This window comes from Psychrobacter sp. GTC18467 (assembly GCF_055397455.1).
Genome location: NZ_AP038920.1, coordinates 840,135 through 860,038, shown reverse-complemented (window position 1 = coordinate 860,038; position 19,904 = coordinate 840,135). Strand labels below are relative to the sequence as shown.

The 19,904-nt window shown below is 45.3% G+C and carries 16 protein-coding genes and 1 tRNA gene; 10 read left to right on the top strand and 7 right to left on the bottom strand.

The window, feature by feature from the left end; all coding sequences use genetic code 11:
- Positions 1-47: 47 nt before the first annotated feature.
- On the bottom strand, positions 48-1,610 hold the full coding sequence (locus ACZ5XY_RS03635) for an alanine/glycine:cation symporter family protein (RefSeq protein ID WP_464743059.1): 1,563 nt from the start codon (positions 1,608-1,610) through the stop codon (positions 48-50).
- Positions 1,611-2,370: 760 nt separating this feature from the next.
- Between ACZ5XY_RS03635 and ACZ5XY_RS03630 the strand changes: the two genes are divergently transcribed.
- The 4 genes from ACZ5XY_RS03630 (at position 2,371) to ACZ5XY_RS03615 (ending at position 6,008) form a co-directional block, all read left to right on the top strand.
- Positions 2,371-2,994 (top strand): LemA family protein, encoded by a 624-nt coding sequence (locus ACZ5XY_RS03630; protein WP_464743729.1) that lies wholly within the window; start codon positions 2,371-2,373, stop codon positions 2,992-2,994.
- 152 nt (positions 2,995-3,146) lie between these two features.
- Positions 3,147-4,310, top strand: coding sequence for a TPM domain-containing protein (locus ACZ5XY_RS03625; protein ID WP_464743057.1), 1,164 nt, complete (start codon positions 3,147-3,149; stop codon positions 4,308-4,310).
- Positions 4,311-4,425: 115 nt separating this feature from the next.
- Entirely contained in the window at positions 4,426-4,956 is a 531-nt protein-coding gene (locus ACZ5XY_RS03620; RefSeq protein ID WP_464743055.1) for a TPM domain-containing protein, read from the top strand.
- 50 nt (positions 4,957-5,006) lie between these two features.
- Entirely contained in the window at positions 5,007-6,008 is a 1,002-nt protein-coding gene (locus ACZ5XY_RS03615) for an adenosine deaminase (protein ID WP_464743053.1), read from the top strand.
- Positions 6,009-6,090: 82 nt separating this feature from the next.
- Here the strand turns inward: ACZ5XY_RS03615 and ACZ5XY_RS03610 are convergent, their stop codons facing one another.
- Positions 6,091-6,885, bottom strand: coding sequence for an NAD-dependent deacylase (locus tag ACZ5XY_RS03610; protein WP_464743051.1), 795 nt, complete (start codon positions 6,883-6,885; stop codon positions 6,091-6,093).
- 48 nt (positions 6,886-6,933) lie between these two features.
- Between ACZ5XY_RS03610 and ACZ5XY_RS03605 the strand changes: the two genes are divergently transcribed.
- Complete coding sequence (locus ACZ5XY_RS03605; RefSeq protein ID WP_464743049.1) at positions 6,934-7,281, top strand: hypothetical protein; 348 nt, start codon at positions 6,934-6,936, stop codon at positions 7,279-7,281.
- Between the two features lie 85 nt (positions 7,282-7,366).
- Entirely contained in the window at positions 7,367-8,269 is a 903-nt protein-coding gene (locus ACZ5XY_RS03600) for a hypothetical protein (RefSeq protein WP_464743047.1), read from the top strand.
- A 209-nt stretch (positions 8,270-8,478) separates the two neighbouring features.
- Here the strand turns inward: ACZ5XY_RS03600 and ACZ5XY_RS03595 are convergent, their stop codons facing one another.
- From ACZ5XY_RS03595 to ACZ5XY_RS03580, 4 genes are all read right to left on the bottom strand, one after another.
- Positions 8,479-9,651 carry a Fic family protein gene (locus ACZ5XY_RS03595; RefSeq protein ID WP_464743045.1) on the bottom strand — a complete coding sequence of 391 codons (1,173 nt, stop codon included), beginning with the start codon at positions 9,649-9,651 and terminating at the stop codon, positions 8,479-8,481.
- Positions 9,652-9,921: 270 nt separating this feature from the next.
- Complete coding sequence (locus ACZ5XY_RS03590) at positions 9,922-13,185, bottom strand: type ISP restriction/modification enzyme (RefSeq protein WP_464743043.1); 3,264 nt, start codon at positions 13,183-13,185, stop codon at positions 9,922-9,924.
- 92 nt (positions 13,186-13,277) lie between these two features.
- On the bottom strand, positions 13,278-13,673 hold the full coding sequence (locus ACZ5XY_RS03585) for a helix-turn-helix domain-containing protein (protein ID WP_464743041.1): 396 nt from the start codon (positions 13,671-13,673) through the stop codon (positions 13,278-13,280).
- 150 nt (positions 13,674-13,823) lie between these two features.
- Positions 13,824-13,900, bottom strand: a tRNA-Arg gene (locus ACZ5XY_RS03580).
- A 289-nt stretch (positions 13,901-14,189) separates the two neighbouring features.
- Between ACZ5XY_RS03580 and ACZ5XY_RS03575 the strand changes: the two genes are divergently transcribed.
- The 4 genes from ACZ5XY_RS03575 (at position 14,190) to queF (ending at position 17,802) form a co-directional block, all read left to right on the top strand.
- Positions 14,190-14,870, top strand: a complete 681-nt coding sequence (locus tag ACZ5XY_RS03575; RefSeq protein ID WP_464743039.1) for a c-type cytochrome — start codon at positions 14,190-14,192, stop codon at positions 14,868-14,870.
- A 207-nt stretch (positions 14,871-15,077) separates the two neighbouring features.
- A complete protein-coding gene (locus ACZ5XY_RS03570) occupies positions 15,078-16,031 on the top strand; it encodes an ABC transporter ATP-binding protein (protein ID WP_464743037.1) in 954 nt (317 codons plus the stop codon).
- Between the two features lie 65 nt (positions 16,032-16,096).
- The gene (locus ACZ5XY_RS03565) at positions 16,097-16,870 is read left to right on the top strand and encodes an ABC transporter permease (protein ID WP_464743035.1); all 774 of its coding nucleotides are present in this window, start codon (positions 16,097-16,099) and stop codon (positions 16,868-16,870) included.
- A 59-nt stretch (positions 16,871-16,929) separates the two neighbouring features.
- A complete protein-coding gene (gene queF / locus ACZ5XY_RS03560) occupies positions 16,930-17,802 on the top strand; it encodes an NADPH-dependent 7-cyano-7-deazaguanine reductase QueF (protein ID WP_464743033.1) in 873 nt (290 codons plus the stop codon).
- Between the two features lie 81 nt (positions 17,803-17,883).
- Here queF and ACZ5XY_RS03555 read toward each other — a convergent pair whose 3' ends face one another.
- Positions 17,884-19,596: a proline--tRNA ligase gene (locus tag ACZ5XY_RS03555; RefSeq protein WP_464743031.1), complete on the bottom strand. Its 1,713-nt coding sequence runs from the start codon at positions 19,594-19,596 to the stop codon at positions 17,884-17,886.
- Between the last annotated feature and the right edge of the window lie 308 nt (positions 19,597-19,904).

Sequence of the window (19,904 nt, the reverse complement as noted above, 5' to 3'; positions counted from 1 at the left end):
TAATCTTTTTAAAGCTAATCTTTTAAACTTAATCTTTTAAACTTAAGTTATTTCGGCTCTTTGTCTAACGACTCACGACCGATTTCAACTTGGCGCAGCGCTTCTTGGCGTCTTAGATGGCGCTCTTCCCAATACGGCGCATTTTTGATGCCAAATTTGGCAGGGTCAAAGTCATAATGCTCAACGCCTTCTTTGCGCTGTCTTTCGTAGTCTTTGAGCATGGTAAGCGTCGGTCTTGCAACAAAGAAGATAATCAAAATACCAACGATGTTCAGCCAAGCCATCAAGCCTACGCCAATATCGCCAATCGTCCAAATGTAACCGGCAGAATTTAAGCCACCGTAAGCCACCATTGCCATGATTAAGATTTTAACCAAAATTAATCCGGTACGGTTGGCATTTCGGCTGATAAATCGGGTCAAATACGACACGTTCACTTCAGCGATGTAGTAATACGCCAAAATGGTGGTAAAGGCAAAGAAGAATACCGCAATGGCGATAAAGGTGTTACCAAAGCCCCCATAAACCGATTGCATTGCCATTTGGGTAAAGGCAGGCGAGTTGATTTCAGTGGTGGTAGGAACATTTTGAACGATAAACTCACCGGCAGGAAGTTTGCCTTGAATGTTGTACGTTCCCATAGTCAAAATCATAAACGCGGTTGCTGAACAAACCAATAGCGTATCGACGTAAACGGAAAACGCTTGCACCAATCCTTGCTGAGCAGGATGCTCAACTTCAGCCGCGCCTGCTGCGTGCGGTCCTGTTCCTTGACCGGCTTCATTGGAGTAAATACCCCGTTTAACACCCCAGCCAATCGCCGCCCCAAAGCCGGCTTGGGCACTAAAGGCATCGCCGATAATCAAGCCAAACACTTCAGGGATACGCTCAAAGTTAGCAAACATGATGATAAGGGCAAGCGCAATATAGCCAATTGCCATAAACGGTACGGCAAACTCAGTAAAAGTCGCGATACGTTTAATCCCACCAAAAATAATGATGCCTAATACCACAAGAATAATAACTAACGCACTTAAGCGAATCGCGCCAACATCCATACCAAGAATGTTCATCGCCGTGCCTTCACCCATCACCTGAGTAACCGCATTAATCACGCCGTTTGCTTGAACGCCGGGCAAGAACATGCCGCAAGCAAAAATGGACGCCACCGCAAATACCACCCCATACCAGCGCTGGTTTAAAGCGCGCTCAAAATAATAGGCAGGACCCCCGCGATATTGACCGGTGACCGCGTCTTTTTCCTTATAAATCTGAGCAAGTGTTGACTCAACATAAGCGGTTGAGGCACCCAAAAAGGCAACGACCCACATCCAAAATACCGCGCCAGGACCCCCAAAGCCGATGGCAGCGGCAACCCCTGCAATGTTTCCCATACCAACGCGACCGGCTAGCGATACCGCAAGCGCCTGAAATGATGAAATCCCATCGGCGCTGGCTTTGCCCTTAAACAGTAAGCGAATCATTTCGCCAAACAAGCGCACCTGAACAAAGCGCGTCATGATGGAATAGAATAATCCTGCGCCCAAACACAGATACACCAGTGCCGGACTCCAAATAATCCCATTGACTATATTTACAAAATTTTCCATGTCGTCGTCCTCAATGTGTCTCAAAGTGGTGAAAAGTAGCCCATTGACCTTTGAGTTATCCGCAAAAGTTGCCTTATCACTGGCTAACCATTGCCAAAATAACCCCCATCACTTTTGCTCGAACGCTTAACGTTTTGCTTTAATGTTGAGCTATTATTCACCCTTGAGGAGGGTGTTATCATTTTAATCAGCCATTAGGTTTTAGGAAAATTAAGCTTTTTTAGCCGTAAAATCATATTAAATCATTGATTTAACTTCTAATTGCTTCTAAATATTGCTAAAACCTACCGCTACGTAACTGCAATTTGCCATAGTTTTAAATTGATTACTAGCAATTTTTTTTATATAACAAAAATTATAGTTATGAACTAAGCAGGGATTGCCTCGCAGTTTTTTAAAATTAAACCTAAGGTTTATAGTGATTTAAATGCTATCGTTTTTATAAATAAGACATTTATTGTTCAAATTTTTGTGGTCAAAATACAGAGTAAATAACGCAAAATTCGCGCTCAAGGCTACTGAAAAATGGCTAAAAAAGGTTGGCAAAACTGGCGTTGATGATAAGCTGAAATCCTCCAAAATCGTCAGTAATTGGGGGCTTGCGGTTGTGTTTTGGTAACGGTGAATTGTAAATTTCAAGTTATCGCGCCATTATTAGCAGCATAAGAAAGATTAAAAATTAAGCGCCCCATCAGCGTTTAAGAGGAATTAGGAGAAAGTTATGTCGCATGATTTTGTCAATAGTTATGGCAAATCGATAATGAAGCACCCTGCCAAGTTATTAAAACCGCTGTTTTTGTCTGCTGTTTTGGCGACCGGTTCGGTAAGTTTGACCGGCTGCGGCTATAATAATTTGCAAGCCCAAGATGAGCAAGTGACGGCAGCTTGGTCTGAGGTGGTCAACCAATATCAGCGCCGCGCCGATTTGGTGCCAAACTTGGTGAAAGTGGTCAAGCAATACGCCGACCAAGAAAAATCGGTATTGACTGAGGTTGCCGCTGCACGCTCGCGGGCAGGAAGCATCAATATCACCCCTGAGGTGCTTAATGACCCACAAGCCATGGAGCGTTACGCTGCCGCGCAATCGGAGCTTGGTGGCGCACTGTCACGGCTGATGGCGGTTTCTGAGCGTTATCCAGATTTAAAATCCGATGCGTTATTTCAAGATTTGCAGGCGCAGCTTGAGGGCACGGAAAACCGAATTACGGTAGCTCGTAACCGCTACATTCAAGAGGTTCAAGGCTATAACACCACGGTTCGCCAGTTCCCAACCAACATCACGGCAAAAGTCTTTGGCATGCAGCCGAAACCAAACTTTACCGTGGCGAATGAGGCACAAATTTCAACCGCGCCAACGGTTGATTTTGGGGATGATAATAAATAGTTGGTGTTTTTAGAAAATCTTGAATAAAAACGGTTGGCGACATTGGCAACTGAGCAATGAGCTTTTGAAAATAACAAATTTTGAAAATATTTTTTATTTTTGACAATGACAGGGATAAGTTGGTAAAAATGCCCTTGAGGTGGTTTGGTCGAATGAAACAGGCAAAAGCAGTACAAGCAGCACTGATATTGAGCTTAAGCTTAGGCGGAATGGGGCAGGCGCTTGCGGCTTCTGATGTTGCTGTCGCTGCTGAGGGCAACGGCTTAAACCTAAGCAACCATAGCGCTGATGATTTGGTCGCCATCGCCAAAGCGCGGCAAAATAATGAAGCGCTTGGTGAGGCTTTAGATAATGACGCGTTAAATGACAGTATCTTAAACAACGACGCCATCACTCAGCGCGAAGATTCGCAAAATCCGACAGTAAATCCCCCGCCAACCAAGCCGCCAGTTACCTCAAGCGCCCAAAGCGTTGATGCCGATAAACTGATTTTAAATGAGCCGGTCGTTGACCAAGCCAATATTTTAACCAGCAGTGAAAAGCAGCGGCTCACCCAGCAGCTGCAAGACATTTATCAGTCGGGGCTAGCTCAAGCGGCAGTAGTGATTGTGCCGACGACCAATGGCTTGCCGATGTTTGACTACGCGCTGCAAGTGGCGGACAAATGGCAACTTGGCAATAAAGATGTCGATGATGGGCTGCTGATTGTGCTTGCGGTCAATGACCGTAATATTTATATTTTAACTGGCTATGGTCTTGAAGGCACGTTGCCCGATGCTGCTGTGAAGCGCATTATCCGCGAAAATATCACGCCGCTGTTTAAGCAAAACGACTACGCTGCTGGGCTGAGTGCAGGAATTAGCGCCCTTGAAGCTCGGCTAAAAGCAGACCCCGAGGTGCTTGCTCGCGCTGATGCTCAAGCTGCTGAGCGCGCTAAACAAGACAGTGATACGCCATCGAGCATCTTTTTATTTATTATGGCGATGATTTTTGGCAACGTCATCACTGCAATTTTCGGTCGCTTTTTGGGGTCGCTGCTCACCTCCGGCGGCTTTTTTGTGGGGTCACTAGCGCTTGGCGGCGGGTTTTTTATGACCTTAATTATGACCATTTTTATTTGGTTGTTTTTAATTTCTCGCGGCGGTGGCGGTCGCGGGGGGCGTGGAGGTCGCGGCGGCGGTGGCGGCGTTATCTTTATGCCAGGCTTTGGCGGCGGCAGTAGCGGCGGCGGTTTTGGGGGTGGCGGCTTTGGTGGTGGCGGTTTCGGTGGGGGCGGCGGCGGCTTTGGCGGTGGCGGCGCCGGCGGTTCGTGGTAAACTCAGTGCCAAATTAGCATATTTAAAATAAAGCTGATAAAAGCTGACTTATCGCCCTATGTTTTTTGCCTTTGGGTTTGCTTTTTTTGCGAACGATGTTGAGGATATATGAATCATGGCAAAGCCAAATCTAACTGAATCCAAACCAAGCTTTGCCCGCTTGTGGCGTCAGGCGTTGTTTGTGCCGATGCTGCACAGCCGCTGGTTGAATCAGACCGTAAAAGCCAACTTAAGCGCGAAAATCACCGAGGCTGAGCGCGGTCATCGCGGTGAGGTGTTTTTAATTATTGAAAATCAGCTGCCCATTCCGGACGCCTATCATTTAACCTGCCGCGAGCGCGCCATCAATTTATTTAGCGACTACCGTGTTTGGGATACCGAAGAAAACACTGGCGTTTTGGTTTATGTCAATATTTGCGAAAAAAGTCTCGACATCATCGCTGACCGTGGCATCAGTCAGCACGTCAGCCCGACCATTTGGCGCGCCATGTGTGACAAAGCGGTCGCCGGCATGAGCAATCAAAAATTTGAGGACAGCCTTTGCGAGCTGCTTGATGAAATCGGTCAACTGCTGCGGCAATATTATTATTTAGAAAATGACCCTACGGGCAATGAGCTGTCTGATTCTGTGGTATTCTTAACCTAAGTTTTTACTGATTGAGCTGATTTAAAAAGTAATCATGGTGGGAGAGCAGAATGATTGAGCTGATAAAAAAATTGCCAAAAGCGGAGCTGCATTTACACATTGAAGGCTCACTTGAGCCAGAATTGATGTTTAAATTGGCAAAAAAAAACCAAATCGAAATCCCTTATAAAGATATCGACGATGTTCGCCGAGCTTATAACTTTACCAATTTACAAACCTTTTTAGATATTTATTATGCCGGCGCCAACGTCCTTATCACCAAAGACGACTTTTATGAGTTGACTTGGGCGTATATTCTTAAATGCGTGGAAGATAATGTCATTCACACCGAGATATTTTTTGACCCGCAAACTCATACCGCACGGGGCGTTGCCTTTGAAACGGTGCTTAGCGGCATCAAAGAAGCGCTAAGCGATGCTAAAGTGCAATTTGGCATCACCTCTTGCATCATCATGTGTTTTTTACGCCATTTATCCCAAGACGAAGCCTTTGCCACCCTTGAGGAAGCGCTGCCATTTAAAAATGACATTATCGGTGTCGGTCTTGACTCCTCAGAAATCGGCAACCCGCCGTCAAAATTTAAAGACGTGTTTAAAAAAGCCAAAGCAGAAGGCTTTAAACTGGTGGCTCATGCTGGCGAGGAAGCCGATTTTTCTTATATTTATGAGGCGCTTGATTTGCTAGAAATCAGCCGAATCGACCACGGCGTGCAATCCATCAAAAGCCCTGAGCTGATGCAGCGCCTAAAAGAAGAGCAAATCCCGCTGACCGTTTGCCCAAATTCCAACATCGAACTTAAGGTGTTTGATAATTATCAAGAGCACAACATCAAACAGCTGCTCGATTTTGGCTTAAATGTCAGTGTCAACTCAGACGACCCTGCCTATTTTAAAGGTTATTTGAACCAAAACTTCATTAATATCTGCGAAAATTTACCGCTCACTAGCGAGGACGTGATTAAATTGGTCAAAAACTCGTTTAACTCGTCATTTATTAGTGAGGCGTTAAAACAAGAGTACCTTAACAAGGTTGACCTTGCGGTAGCGCAGTAGCGTAAGAGTTTCGTTAGTCAAACAGTTAAATAAACAGCCCCTGCTAAAACCATTTTTAGTAGGGGTTTTTGGTAGAATTGTTTTATAGGGCGCTGATTTGCTTTAGCAGTTGCGGCAAGGCGCGACCGGCAGGGGCAGCAATGGTCACATTAACGATGGTATTGGGCGTTGGGTGCGGATTGATTTCAATCACTTGAGCGCCGTGCTGACGAGCGATTTGCGCAAGCCCTGCCGCCGGATAGACCAAGCTTGAGGTGCCAATATTGACAAACACCGCGCATTCTGCTGCTGCGTTTTCGGCAATTTGCCACTCTGTTTCGGGCAGTGCTTCGCCAAACCAAACGATATCAGGTCGCAGCAAGCCGCCGCAAATCTCACAATACACCAAATTATCATCAAGCGCTTGCTTGGCGTTTTCGCTTGGATTGGGTGATTGTTTTGATAGATTTTGACAACGGCTACAGCGATTTTGCCAAAGCCTGCCGTGCAAATGAGAAACGTCGCTTCCTGCTTGTTCGTGCAAATCATCGACGTTTTGGGTGATTAGGGTAAAATGAATGCCCGTATTTGCCGCCGACTTTTGCCACTGGGCAAGGGCTAAATGGGCAGGATTAGGCTTTTTATCGATGACTTGTTGGCGTCGCCATTGATACCACGACCAAACCAGTTTGGGGTCGCGGGCAAACGCGTCAGGACTTGCCAAGTCTTCGGCGCGAAATTTTTCCCAAAGCCCCGATTGCTTATCGCGAAACGTCGGGATACCACTTTCAGCAGAAACGCCTGCCCCTGTCAGCACACAGATTGAATTAGCTGATTTGAGCATTGTTGCAGCCTGCTTAATTTGCGCCGTTATTTGCGCGGATAATTCTGCTACCATAACCCCACCTCGATTTTCAAAATGGCTTATATTTGGACGGATTGATTGATGATAGACGGTATTTGGTGGCTTGTCATATTGATTGTGGTTATTCTTGCGCTTTGGTTGGTTGCCAAACGGCGCGGTGATGACAAAAACAAAACGTCTAAGCCAAAGCCTAACCCCGCTTTACAAAAAACGGCGCGACTTATTGAGCAAAGCTTTACTGATGTCCGCGTTACCCAAAAGCCCAATCATTTGATTGTCAGTAAGTCTGGACAAAAAATCGCCATGATTACTATAGATAAAAAAGTGGCAGCAGGTCAGCGCAAGCTTGGGGATGCGTTGGTATTGAACTATCATCAAGTGCCGTCGCAAAGCACCCTTGCCCATGATTTAACCTTAAAACCCACCTAAATACTAGAATTGTGTTAGTAAAATAAGCGATAATGCGCCGATTGATTTAGCATATCATTTTTTATCTAAAAAATAAGGTCGGTTCATGTCACGCTCACTTGTCGTTTTGCTTAAAGTATCCTTGCTTGGCTTGGGGGTCAGCACCGCCGCGCTACTTACTGCTTGTGGTCATAGCGCTTCAAAAGACGACAATCAGCCCGCCGAAAATGCCGCCACCATCACCAATCCTTGCATTGCGCCTTGGGTTGTCCAAGGGATTAAAGACAACGTGATTAAGCGGTCGCGTGACACCAGTATCAATGTTCAAGGCGATGACCCAATAAGCCAAGCCCTGCTGCGCCGCGTGAAAATCGGTGTGGATTACATCTCCGAGCCAAGCCGCCGTGAGGACGGTCGCGTGGATTGCAGCGCTTATTTGGACATTCGCTACCTTGGGGATGAGGGCAGCGCCCCTGATATTGCCAGTCAAATTTTTAGGATACTCAATAGCGGCATTTATAGTGACACTCTGGCGTTATTTGGTATCGACGCCGAGGTCATTAGCCGCTTTAGTGAGCTTCGCGGCAATCGCTTTTTAGCGCCGATTTATTATGACATTGGCACGTCTTACGATGAATCGGGAAATCAAAACCAAAGCTACAACGTGGGCGATATTGGCAGTGCCGCTGCGATGATTGCCGCTATGATTGAAATTGATAAAGAAAATCAAGCGGACGTTGCCATGATGGCGCATTATGATGGTTTTGATGATGTTATTATTGAAGAGCCAAACGGCATGGACGCGACTTGGGAAACCGCGAACCGCCGCCAAAGTATGAGCGACTTGCCGCCAAAGCCTGAACCCACAAAAGCGCCGACCACGCAAAGCACCATTCGCGTTCGTGATGACTATGCTGAAGACACTGTGGTTATCGAAGAGCCTGCTGCCACTAATGATGATGACAGCTACGATTATGAAACGGTGGAAGTTTATGAAGAAAATTATTAGTTGAGGTAACGCTAGGAAATGCAGAATTATAGGGAGTGGTGCGCCCGGCGGGAAACAACCTAAGTTCTTAAAACCTTTGTTGGCAAGGATTTGAGATAAGTAGATAATATTTTTAACATCATATTTAACAACATTTTGCTATTGCTGCTCTATTTTTTTGCTCAAATCTACCAAAGCTGTAGTTACAAAAACAGTTGAAAAAGACGGTTTTAAATTGCCAGTAGCAGCCTGCCGTCTTGCTCAAACAAAAAGCCATTATCTAGCAGTGATTGTATGTCTCTATAAAAAGTCCTGTCAGTGAGATTGCTATATAACGCTTTGACTTGAGGGGTTCTCAACAGCTCAGCAGGACTGTAAAAATCACTCAATCCCATCATAACCATAATGACATTAAATTGCCTTTCAGAAATCACCTTTTTGAACTTAGCAGTATTTAAGCTGCCTTGATACAGCAAAAACCCAATAAGCTGATTGCATTGGTCATGCAGCTCATTAATCGTCTGTAGCATTCCCTCCATCACAAAATCAATAAAAGGCTGATTAGGTAAGGGGGCTTTGGCTTTCGCCTGTTTACGGCAATGATTGAATAAAGCAAAGTATTCATGAATATTTTTTTGATAATAGTGCCAAATCGCTGATGATGACAGCTGATACCCTGATTGTTCAAAAATAAGCATTTCAATCAAGCGCCCCGTCCGACCGTTGCCGTCCCAAAATGGGTGAATCAGCTCAAAATAGTAATGCGCCAAACTTGCCCGAACAATAACGTGCTGATTGATAATAGCAGGGCTATTTAACCACTCAATCCAAGCCTCTAGCAGATACTCAATATCCTCAAGGCATTTTGGTGGCTGATAGCGTCCGCCGGATTCCACGTTACCCACATAGGTTTTTTGCCATTTTTCATTATTACGAAATGGCCCAACGGGATTATGCCCCTCGTTCAAGTCTTTTGATACCAAAGCATGAAGCTGTGAGGCATCAGCTAATGAAAACGGCTTGCCAAGCATAGGTTCAAACTGCGGATTACGGCGCTGATTAACCCATAGCAACGCATCTTTGAGATTAAATAGCCGTTTTTCAGCAGTTTTCTGAATTTCTTTTGGAGTGGTATGTAAAATTTGACTGGTTTCTTCTTCGCTAAATTCCCCGCCCTCAATCGTATTCGTGCTGTAAACACTACTTACAAGGACTCTATCTTGTATCTCATCGATGATTTCTGCCACTTTTGGCGTTTTATTGAATCGTAACTGCGCGTCATCAATACGATTTAACAGCCCTTTATCGGGCAAGCAGCCAAGCGTAAAGGTGAATGCGCCAGACCGATAGGTCATAACCCTCAGCGTTTGCTCGTCAAGCCACTCTTTAGCGTGTTCTGCCATAATATTTAGCCCTAAAATGTCAAAAGAAATGTCAAAAGGATTATCAGCTACAAGCATTATAAGTAAAAGCCTGTAAGAAAAAATAGAGCAAAAATGTCAAAAAAAATGTCAAAAATAATTTCTGCCTATCGATTCTTATTACGGCAAGCTTGGATAAATTCTGCTAGGCGTCATCATTACACTGACCGCGCCACCAAATCACAAAAAAAGACAGTCGCGAACGGCTGCCTTTTTTGATTTGTTTTAAAGCTAGGTCACAGTCAGGCGAATCTAGCCTATCACATCGATAGTATCAATCTGCTGCATCAGGGCATTGGTTAGGCTCAGCGCTGCGATGATGTTCATATAATGCCTAACATCATTGACATCAAGCGTGCGCTCTTGGCGGTCTTTGAGCCATTTTTGCGCGGGCTGATAGCCACCGATATAAAACTCCCAAGCCACTTGCGGCACGTTAGTAAAATACTGAGTATCATTCAGCCAAACTTTGCCAATGCTGCTGTCTGCCTCGTCAGGCTCAAAGCCAATGCTGGTCTTGGTCATTTTACGGGTAACTTGGTTGTCCCCCGCCATTGGATAGCCAAGCCCAAGCGCCTTACTCTCCGCCGCAAGCTTTGGTGACTCTAGCAGGTGAATTTGGCGCAACTCACCACCTAGCGCGACCAACTGCCAAAACGTATCGGCATCACGCGGATAGGGCACGCGGGGGAAGTCAATTTTTAAAAACTCTTTATAAGTCTCGCGATATGTCGGGCTGTGCAATACGGCATAGATATAATCAAGAATATCTATTGGCGCAAACGTGCCAGCCTCCGCCGTCTTTTCATTGGTAAAGGTCAAGCCAATGCCTTTAGCAATGTCTGCCACGATGTTAGGGTCAAGGTTTGGGGTTCGGGTTGGCTTGTTCACATCTAACAATTCAGATTGAACATTAGGATATAAGTAAAGCGGAATATTCATGGCATTTGAGCCAGTTTTGGAAGATAAAAAAATGGCTTCTGAAATTTTATTTGTCATGAAAATATGTGCAAATTCGCTATCTCGATGAGCTTTAGGAATTAGTAATGCAAAATTATCATCAAAGTCACTGTGATAAATAGAACTCTCTCGTCCCCAGTCAACCATATCTTGTGAGTAATAAATTTTTCTAAAATCAAAAGGTCTATAGTTTAAGTCTTTAACGTACTTCACATGATTGTTACTTCTTATATTATTTCTAGCTTCAGCAAGCTTCCAACCTCTAGAATCGCCTGCTAAATACTTAGCATCTTTTTTATTTGGAAACAGCCAGTTTCTAATATCTCTATCACTAAGACTTTCGTCACTAAATTTTTTCATTCTTTCAATCAAGCTCTTACTTTTATAATCTATAACTACACTGTCTCGTGCCGTTACTATTCCAGAAGAAATATGCTTAAAAATATCGTCTACTTTAAGACCTTTCTCATATTCAGCTCGCCCAGTGTCATCTTTTGGGTTAAAGAAATAATTAGGACTATTAAAATCAACTACTTCAAATGCTATTTTGCTAACACTGTTATTTCTAAGAAAATCATATTTCCATGCTCTTTTCCCGTATAAATCATAATGATAAACTCTACCTAAATCCTTATTTGACTTCTTATTTGTTTTGACAAATATATTTATGGAAACGCCTTGCATAATATCAAAGACATTTTCATCCTTACTACCGTCTGGACATACTTCTTGTCTCAAGCTATTTCCATGCAAATCAATAGTGTAAATTTTGTCAAAAGTTTTTAATAGTTGCCAACGCATTCCGCGAAAGGTGGGGTTGTCCAAAAAGCCATGCGGGTTGATAAACGCTAAGATACCCTCACCATTTTTTTCAATAAAGTGCTGACCATAACGAATGAATTTTACATAATCATCATTAAGCCAGTGCTTACGTTCTTTAAAGTGTTCACCATCAACATATTTATAATCTTCAATTAAACCTGAAATCCACTTATTATTGTTTGCTGATACACCACTATACGGCGGATTGCCAATCACCACCATCACGGGCGCGTCACGCTTAATCGCGTTGGCTTCGTTCGCCTCAGCCGACAGCCAGCCTGCAAATAGTGTTCCGGTATCGGGGTGATGCTCCTCTAGTGAGTTGGTCAGATAGACTTGCAGACGCTTAGGGTTAATCGGCTGATAACCGGTATCAGCAAGCAGCATATCAAGCTTGAGATGCGCCATCGCATAGCTTGCCATCAGCAGCTCAAAGCCATGCAGGCGCGGTAGTAGCTCTTGCTCAACGTAATTGCTCCAAACGCCGCCCATATTTTCAAACTGACTGTGAAAAATATGCTGAATGATGGCGGCAAGGAATGTCCCTGTTCCCGTTGCAGGGTCAAGGATTTGCACCTTATGAACCCGCTCTTTTACGGTCTTATAGCCCGATTTGGTACGGCTATCGATAGTTTGCGTTTGCTTTTCTATCTCAATCTTACGGGTATCGGCGATACCATCTGCCAAATCAAACTCAGATTTTAAAATATCGTCCACGGCACGTACGATAAACTGAACGACTGGCTCAGGCGTGTACCAAACGCCGCGCTGCTTACGCAGTTTGGGATTGTATTCCGCCAAAAAGGTTTCATAAAAATGAATAATCGGGTCTTGGGTTTGGGTGGTTTTGCCGAAGTTTTTTAGGATAGCCGCCACATCGGTTGCACGGAATACATCGGCTAAGTTATCGACTGTCAGCTTGATACGGTCATCAATATCGATGCCTGCAACATGAGAAAATAGCTTTCGTAAAAATGGGTTGGTCTTAGGGATAAGCTCCGCCGCTTCTTGACGGCTAAAAGTGTCTAGCGTGTCATCATGCAGGCGTGCGGCAAACATACCGTAAGCCAGCGTTTGCGCGTAAATATCGGCAAAGTCACTAGGGGTTAGGTCATGGATAAGCACAGACTTAAAAGTATTGAATTGGTCGCGCAAGTCAGTATTGGTATTACTAGCTTCATCACTGGTAAGCGCTTGATGTAGGATATTTTCTAGCAGCCTTGCCTTACCCGCCATCAATACTGCTAAGCGCGGGGCTGACCTGATGGTTTGCCCAATATAAACACAAAAGTCGCGCAATAGCTCTGCCAAACGCTCAAACTCACTATCATGCGGCTGAACGACACCTGAAACCAACTCACCAACGCAGACTTCATGAACGCGCTCGCCATTGACATAAAACTGAAAGCGCAGATAGTCGGTGATGATGAGGTTATCAAGGGCGGCTTTATAACGCTCAAACTGCTCTTTATACAGTTTAGAATTTAAGTCTTTGCCAACGTCTTTGGCTTCAATAAAGCCAATAGGAATGTCTTTTTTACTGATTAAAAAATCAGGGTTGCCACAGTCGGTGACTTTGCTTGGCTCATTGGTGACCATCACCTCAGGCGCTAAATTATTGATTAAGTCCTCTAAATCCTTGCGAAAGGTGTGTTCTGAGCTGTGACCTAATTTAACCCTTGCGGCTACTTTATGGACGTAATCGCTAACGTGCTGCTGACTGCTATTGGACATGAATATTCCTAAATGGTATCGATGAATGAACGTGCTTAAAAAGTTAAAACAAGGTATAAAAATCGTGCGGGTTCACCTATGGGGCGCGGGCGCTAAATCAATATAACGTCACGGTTTGGCAGTTTAGCGATAATGCTCACCTCACCACCTAACGCCCTGATATAGTTTTGCAAGGTTGATAGCTGAATGTCTTTACCGCTTTCCACCTTTGATATGCAGGCTTGCGATACGCCCATCAAGGCGGCAAGTTCGGACTGTGTTAACGATTGAGCGCGGCGCAATTTGGCAAGCTCGATTGATTGGCTTAATGCTTTGGCTTTATCGGACTGATAGCGGTAACTGATTTGCCAAAATAGTGAGCCATTGGGGTGCTGAATCAAATAAAGGCTGTTGCCGTCACTATGGCGGGTCACTTTGTCAGGTGTGGGCTGCTTAGCAATGCCTTTGACGCTTGCGTCTGTTAATAGGTAGTCTTTTCGCTTGGTCATGGCATCACCAAAAATAAGGTCAAATTGTTTAACAACAAATTTAACAACATTGTAATGGTGCTATCAGGTAATGACAAAGGAATTAAAATGAGGTAAATAAAGGGCTGTAGGGGAATGAGGTAACGCTAGGAAATGCAGAATTATGGGGAGTGGTGCGCCCGGCGGGAGTCGAACCCACGACCCTCGGCTTCGGAGACCGATACTCTATCCAACTGAGCTACGGGCGCAATTTTTATTTTAAGCAAAAATAAAGACCAGCAAGTTTAGCAAATAAATCTGAATAAGCCAATCCTCAATCCAGCATTTGGCAGTTTTTTAAGAAAAAACCAGTTAGCGCTGAATCAGGCATGGCAATTTGACCCAATTTTCCCTTATAATGCTAAGAAGAATAATCATTGTTGACCACCGATTGCAATTGAGCCCGCCATCAACGACTGGTTTTTGGCCGATGATGCCAGTGGCAAAACCGTTTTGATTGAAGCCCGCCTTTGTAATTGTAATAAGAGAACGTGACGAATGAGAAAAGTAGTTATGTTATCGGCAGCTGCCATTCTAGGAATCGCTAGTATCGCGGTGAGCCAAGCTGAGAGTACGCCTGAAACGCCTGTAACCGTAGCAGATGTGGCTGAAGGCAAGGAAGTTGTGAAAGAAAATATTCCTGAAAAACTTGGTGACAAAACCCAAGCTGCCGCAGATACCAAAGACAGCGATGGTCCTGCCGATGAGCCAGAAGCCACAGCCGATACTGCCGCTACCGAAGATGGCGCTGAGGCTGCCGCCGCGGCTCCTGCCGTTGAAGAAGAGCCTGTTCCTGAAGATACCCCGCAGGTCAAAAAGCTGATTGCTTTATACCCAAACCTTATCGCTCGGATTCAGCCGGTAGGTAAAGTTTGCTTTGACGGTGGCGAGGCTTGTGATGTCACGGCGCGTTCGTCAGGACCTGCTGCAGGTGACGGTCCTCGTGATGGTGAAGCCGTTTATAACGCCGTTTGTCATACCTGTCATGCGTCAGGACTTCTTGGTGCGCCAAAAATGGGTGACGCGGCATCTTGGGCATCGCACGTTGCTAAGGGTAAAGACACCCTTTATGACCACGCCATCAACGGTTTTAATGCCATGCCGGCTAAAGGCGGGGCGGATATTCCTGATGAAGAAGTCAAAAACGCGGTTGATTATATGGTTGCAGGGTCAAGCTAAGCTTGCCCAACCGCGATAAAAAACGCCTATTTGCATAAAGTAGGCGTTTTTTATTGCCTTTAATAATCCCTCCTAAGAAAGCGGAATTATCAACGCAAGCGGCGCGGTTGAAATTGGTTTGCTTCAGCCTCACATTAAAAGGCTGCTTACGTTTAAAGCCGAATTTTTAACATCAATTTTTGCTAACCCAACGCCATTGAGATGCCCATGACTGACACTGAGACTCCCGCGCTCCTGATTCAAGATTTATCCAAAACCTATAAAAATGGCTTTTCGGCGCTCAAAGGCGTCAATTTAAGCGTTCCGCAAGGCGGATTTTTTGCGCTGCTGGGGCCAAACGGCGCCGGAAAATCAACGATGATTGGCATTATCAGCTCATTATTTAAGCCCACAACCGGCAGCGTTCATATTTTTGGCACGGATTTATTGGCAGAGCCTGCAAAAGCCAAGCAATTTTTGGGCGTCGTTCCGCAGGAGTTTAACTTTAACCAGTTTGAAAAGGTTGAAGATATTTTAATCACTCAGGCAGGCTATTTTGGCATTGCCGCAAGTGAGTCACGACCGCGAGCGCAAAAGCTGCTCAAAGCGCTTGGGCTTTGGGATAAGCGCGACAACAAGGCTCGTGAGTTGTCCGGCGGCATGAAGCGGCGGCTGATGATTGCGCGAGCGCTGATTCACAAACCAAGGCTGTTGATTTTAGATGAGCCGACCGCGGGCGTTGATATTGAGCTGCGCCGCTCGATGTGGGAATTTATGCAGCAAATCAATATCGAAGAGAACACCACGATTATTTTAACGACGCACTATTTAGAAGAAGCCGAGCAGCTTTGCCGCAAAATTGCCATTTTAGACCACGGCGAAATTCGGGTGAATACCGATATGAAAGATTTGCTGGCTCAGTTGTCGGTGGAAACTTTTGTATTTGATTTGGCAGAGCCGCTCACTCAAAAAGTGAAACTTTTAGGGGTGACCGATGTTGCTCAGCCGGACGCGCTGACCCTTGAGGTGACATTATCAGAGGGCGAGTCCCTAAACGGCGTTTTTACTCAGTTGTCCGAGCAAAATATTAAAGTTGCCAGTATGCGCAACAAAGCCAACCGCTTAGAAGAGTTGTTCATGCGCTTGGTCGATAAAAGCATTGATGAGCCGCTGACCGCGTAGCTTTCTTTTAAAGCTAGGTTTTAACCTCATATTTTAGCCTTATAAAAATGATTAGGAGTTTTTAGATGAATGCTGCCAAGCGCTGGATTGCTTTTCGAACGCTGCTGGTGAAAGAAATCCGCCGGATTGTGCGAATTTGGCCGCAAACGCTGCTGCCGCCGGTGATTACCATGAGCCTATATTTTGTGATTTTTGGTAAAATGATTGGCTCGCGCGTCGGCGAGATGGGCGGCGTGCCGTATATGCAGTTTATCGTGCCAGGGCTTATCATGATGGCAATTATCACCAACAGTTACTCCAACGTGGTGTCGAGTTTTTTTAGTGCCAAGTTTCATTCAAGCATTGAAGAATTGCTGGTTTCGCCAATCTCAAAGCACGCCATTTTAATGGGTTATGTCAGCGGCGGGGTGTTTCGCGGCTTGGCAATCGGGCTGATTGTGTCGATTGTGGCGCTATTTTTTACCAAGCTTGGCATTGAGCATTTGTTTGTGACCATTTTTACGGTTCTTGGGACGTCGATTTTATTTTCGTTGGGCGGGTTTATTAACGCCGTTTTTGCGCGCTCGTTTGATGACATTTCTATCATTCCAAGCTTTGTACTCACGCCTTTGACCTATCTTGGCGGCGTGTTTTATTCGATGGAAAACTTGCCCAGTTTTTGGCAAAATGTGTCGCTATTAAATCCTATCGTTTATATGGTCAACTCGTTTCGCTTTGGCATTTTGGGCTATTCGGACGTCAATGTTTGGTATTCGATGGCGGCGATTTTTGCCTTTTGCGTGATTTTTTATGTGATTGCTTATCGCTTAATCAACGATGGCTCAAAAATCCGCCTTTAATTGGTTAATTTTGCTATAGTCATTGTTAATCTATCCGTTTATTAGTTATCAGGAACTTCATGAGTATTCACGGCATTTTAGGGGAGCAAACCAACCAGTACCCCACCACCTACAGCCCCGAGATTTTATTTCCAATTGCAAGGAGCGTTGGTCGCGACGCCATTTTAACAAGCAACCCAAATACTGACCTTGAGGCGCTCACGGTCGGTGTGGATTGGTGGCATGCGTTTGAGGTGTCGTGGCTCAATGGTTTGGGCGTGGCGCAAGTGGCAATGGCGCGATTTACCATTTCGGCAACGTCACTGTTTATTATCGAGTCCAAATCGTTAAAGCTTTATTTAAACAGTCTCAACTTCACCAAGTTTGAGCGTTGGGATGATGTTAAGGAGTTGATTAGCAAGGATTTATCAAAATGCTTGCAGTCGGATGTCAAAGTCGATTTGTTCCGCTTAGAAGATGCCACTTCAAGGCTGCTTGTGGTTCAGCCGGACGGTATTTGCATTGATGAGGCGCTAAAAAATATCAAAACGCCGCTTGAGTTGTCCGAGCATCCAAACCCATCACTGCTTGAGCTGACCGAGATTGCGGTGAGCAGCAGCGCCAGTCAAACGTATTGTTTTCATTCTAATTTGCTGCGAAGTAATTGCCCTGTGACCAATCAGCCGGATTGGGGAACGCTTGGGGTGACCATGACCACCAAGCGGTTGGTGAGTGACACCAATATGCTGCGCTATATTTTAAGCTATCAGCAGCACAACGGCTTTCATGAGCAGTGCGTTGAGCAGATTTTTGCTGATTTGACGACATATTTTGCGCCAAGCTCTTTAATCGTTCGCGCTTGGTACACGCGCCGCGGCGGTATCGACATTAACCCGTGCCGCGTCAGTGATTTGACACTTTTGCCAAAGCCAAGCCGATTGATTCGGCAGTAGGTACGGTTAATTCAGCTAAATCTAAAGTAAAAAAAAGCGCCCATTATCAGGCGCTTTTTTATGGGCAATTTAAATATTAGCTTAACCAACGATTGCCAAAACCTCATCCAAGCTAAGCAATTGCTTTTCAGAATCGCGGCGGCTGGTGTATTCGTATTTGCCCTCGCTCAAATTGCGGTCAGACACCACGATGCGATGTGGAATCCCAATCAATTCTAAATCAGCAAACTTGACACCGGGTCGCTCGTTGCGGTCATCAAGCAGCACGTTAACGCCGCGCGATTTTAACGTGTCATAAAGCTCAGTGGCTTTTTGCATCACCGCATCTTCTTTGGATTTCATCGGCACGATAGCCACTTCAAACGGCGCGATGGAGTCTTTAACATTGGGCGTTTGTGGCCAAATGATACCGTTATTGTCGTTATTTTGCTCGATGGCCGCAGCAATAATTCGGCTCACGCCAATGCCGTAGCAGCCCATCATTAAGGTAACTGGCTTGCCATTTTCACCCGAAACGGTGCAGTTAAGCGCTTTTGAGTATTTATCGCCCAATTGGAAAATGTGACCGACTTCGATACCGCGCTTGATTTGTAAGTGACCTTGACCGTCAGGGGAGGCGTCGCCCTCGATAACGTTGCGAATATCAACAACGTCAGTAATAGCCGCGTCACGCTCCCAGTTCACACCGGTGCTGTGAAAGTCAGGTTTGTTGGCTCCAGATACAAAATCCGACAATGCCGCCGCCGCGCGGTCAACAAAGACGGGCATGTCCAAATCAACGCCGATATAACCTTTATAAAGCCCTGCTGATTTTAAATCGTCTTCCGTTGCCATGGTTAGCGGCAAGGTGACGTTCGGGATTTTTTCAGCTTTAACGGTATTTAGTGAATGGTCACCGCGAAGCACTAAAGCAATGAGTTGGGGCTCGCCGTCTTCCGTTTCGCCTTTAACGATAAGGGTTTTTACCGTTTTTGCCAATGGAATGGCTAAATGCTCAGCAACCATTTCGCAAGTCGGCATATTTGGCGTGGCAACGTCAGCTTTATCTTGTGATGGCGCTTGGCGAACGTCACTACAGACCGCTTCGGCAAGCTCAATGTTTGCTGCATAATCAGAAGTGTCTGAGAAGGCAATATCGTCCTCGCCGCTGCTGGCAAGAACGTGAAACTCGTGGGATGCAAAGCCACCAATCGAGCCGGTATCGGCTTGAACCGCGCGAAAATCAAGCCCCAAACGGGTAAAAATGCGTGTATAAGCGTCAAACATATCTTGATAGGTCAGCGCCAGCGACTCTTTATCCACGTGAAAGGAGTAGGCGTCTTTCATGGTAAATTCACGAGCGCGCATCACCCCAAAGCGCGGGCGAATCTCATCACGGAACTTACCTTGGATTTGAAAAAAGGTGACCGGAAGCTGCTTATAACTGCGCAGCTCGCCTTGCGCCAAGTTGGTGATGACCTCTTCATGGGTGGGTCCTAGCACAAAATCGCGCTCGTGGCGGTCTTTGAAACGAAGCAATTCAGGACCATAATCATTAAAGCGCCCCGTCGTCTGCCAAAGTTCGGCAGGCTGAGTCATCGGCATCAACACCTCTTGCGCGCCGACATTTTGCATCTCCTCGCGGACGATTTGCTCCACTTTTTGCAGCACCCGAAGCCCCATTGGCAACCAAATATAAAGCCCTGAGGCAATTTTTCGGATGAGACCTGCCCGAACCATCAACTGACTTGAGGCAATATCGGCATCGCTTGGCGTCTCTTTAAGCGTGGCGAATAACAACTGACTGGCTTTCATAAATAAAGCAGAACCTTAAAAAAGTAATAACGGATAAAGATATAACGGATAAAAATAATGCCCGAAACCTAAAAATCTCCCCAATTTTTTGAGGATTTTTTAAGCACAATCTGACTATGGTAGGTAAACTTGACGAAAGACGCAATGACTTTTTAAGCTTTTGGCATATCGGCTGTAATTTGCCGCGCCACTTGGTAAAATAAGCGCTTTATTTTTAACTGAATTTTTAAGGATGATTGTAGCAAATCGGTAGCTTTGGCTTGAATTTGATTTTTAAAAGGCGCATTTTAGGCTTCATATTTTAGGCT

What these genes read in the sequence shown, in the direction of transcription:
- ACZ5XY_RS03630 (WP_464743729.1), top strand. Translation starts at nt 2,371, where the DNA reads ATGAAGCACCCTGCCAAGTTATTAAAACCGCTGTTTTTGTCTGCTGTT.
- ACZ5XY_RS03600 (WP_464743047.1), top strand. Translation starts at nt 7,367, where the DNA reads ATGTCACGCTCACTTGTCGTTTTGCTTAAAGTATCCTTGCTTGGCTTG.
- ACZ5XY_RS03615 (WP_464743053.1), top strand. Translation starts at nt 5,007, where the DNA reads ATGATTGAGCTGATAAAAAAATTGCCAAAAGCGGAGCTGCATTTACAC.
- ACZ5XY_RS03625 (WP_464743057.1), top strand. Translation starts at nt 3,147, where the DNA reads ATGAAACAGGCAAAAGCAGTACAAGCAGCACTGATATTGAGCTTAAGC.
- ACZ5XY_RS03610 (WP_464743051.1), bottom strand. Translation starts at nt 6,885, where the DNA reads ATGGTAGCAGAATTATCCGCGCAAATAACGGCGCAAATTAAGCAGGCT.
- ACZ5XY_RS03620 (WP_464743055.1), top strand. Translation starts at nt 4,426, where the DNA reads ATGGCAAAGCCAAATCTAACTGAATCCAAACCAAGCTTTGCCCGCTTG.
- ACZ5XY_RS03570 (WP_464743037.1), top strand. Translation starts at nt 15,078, where the DNA reads ATGACTGACACTGAGACTCCCGCGCTCCTGATTCAAGATTTATCCAAA.
- ACZ5XY_RS03565 (WP_464743035.1), top strand. Translation starts at nt 16,097, where the DNA reads ATGAATGCTGCCAAGCGCTGGATTGCTTTTCGAACGCTGCTGGTGAAA.
- ACZ5XY_RS03590 (WP_464743043.1), bottom strand. Translation starts at nt 13,185, where the DNA reads ATGTCCAATAGCAGTCAGCAGCACGTTAGCGATTACGTCCATAAAGTA.
- ACZ5XY_RS03585 (WP_464743041.1), bottom strand. Translation starts at nt 13,673, where the DNA reads ATGACCAAGCGAAAAGACTACCTATTAACAGACGCAAGCGTCAAAGGC.
- ACZ5XY_RS03605 (WP_464743049.1), top strand. Translation starts at nt 6,934, where the DNA reads ATGATAGACGGTATTTGGTGGCTTGTCATATTGATTGTGGTTATTCTT.
- ACZ5XY_RS03575 (WP_464743039.1), top strand. Translation starts at nt 14,190, where the DNA reads ATGAGAAAAGTAGTTATGTTATCGGCAGCTGCCATTCTAGGAATCGCT.
- queF (WP_464743033.1), top strand. Translation starts at nt 16,930, where the DNA reads ATGAGTATTCACGGCATTTTAGGGGAGCAAACCAACCAGTACCCCACC.
- ACZ5XY_RS03635 (WP_464743059.1), bottom strand. Translation starts at nt 1,610, where the DNA reads ATGGAAAATTTTGTAAATATAGTCAATGGGATTATTTGGAGTCCGGCA.
- ACZ5XY_RS03555 (WP_464743031.1), bottom strand. Translation starts at nt 19,596, where the DNA reads ATGAAAGCCAGTCAGTTGTTATTCGCCACGCTTAAAGAGACGCCAAGC.
- ACZ5XY_RS03595 (WP_464743045.1), bottom strand. Translation starts at nt 9,651, where the DNA reads ATGGCAGAACACGCTAAAGAGTGGCTTGACGAGCAAACGCTGAGGGTT.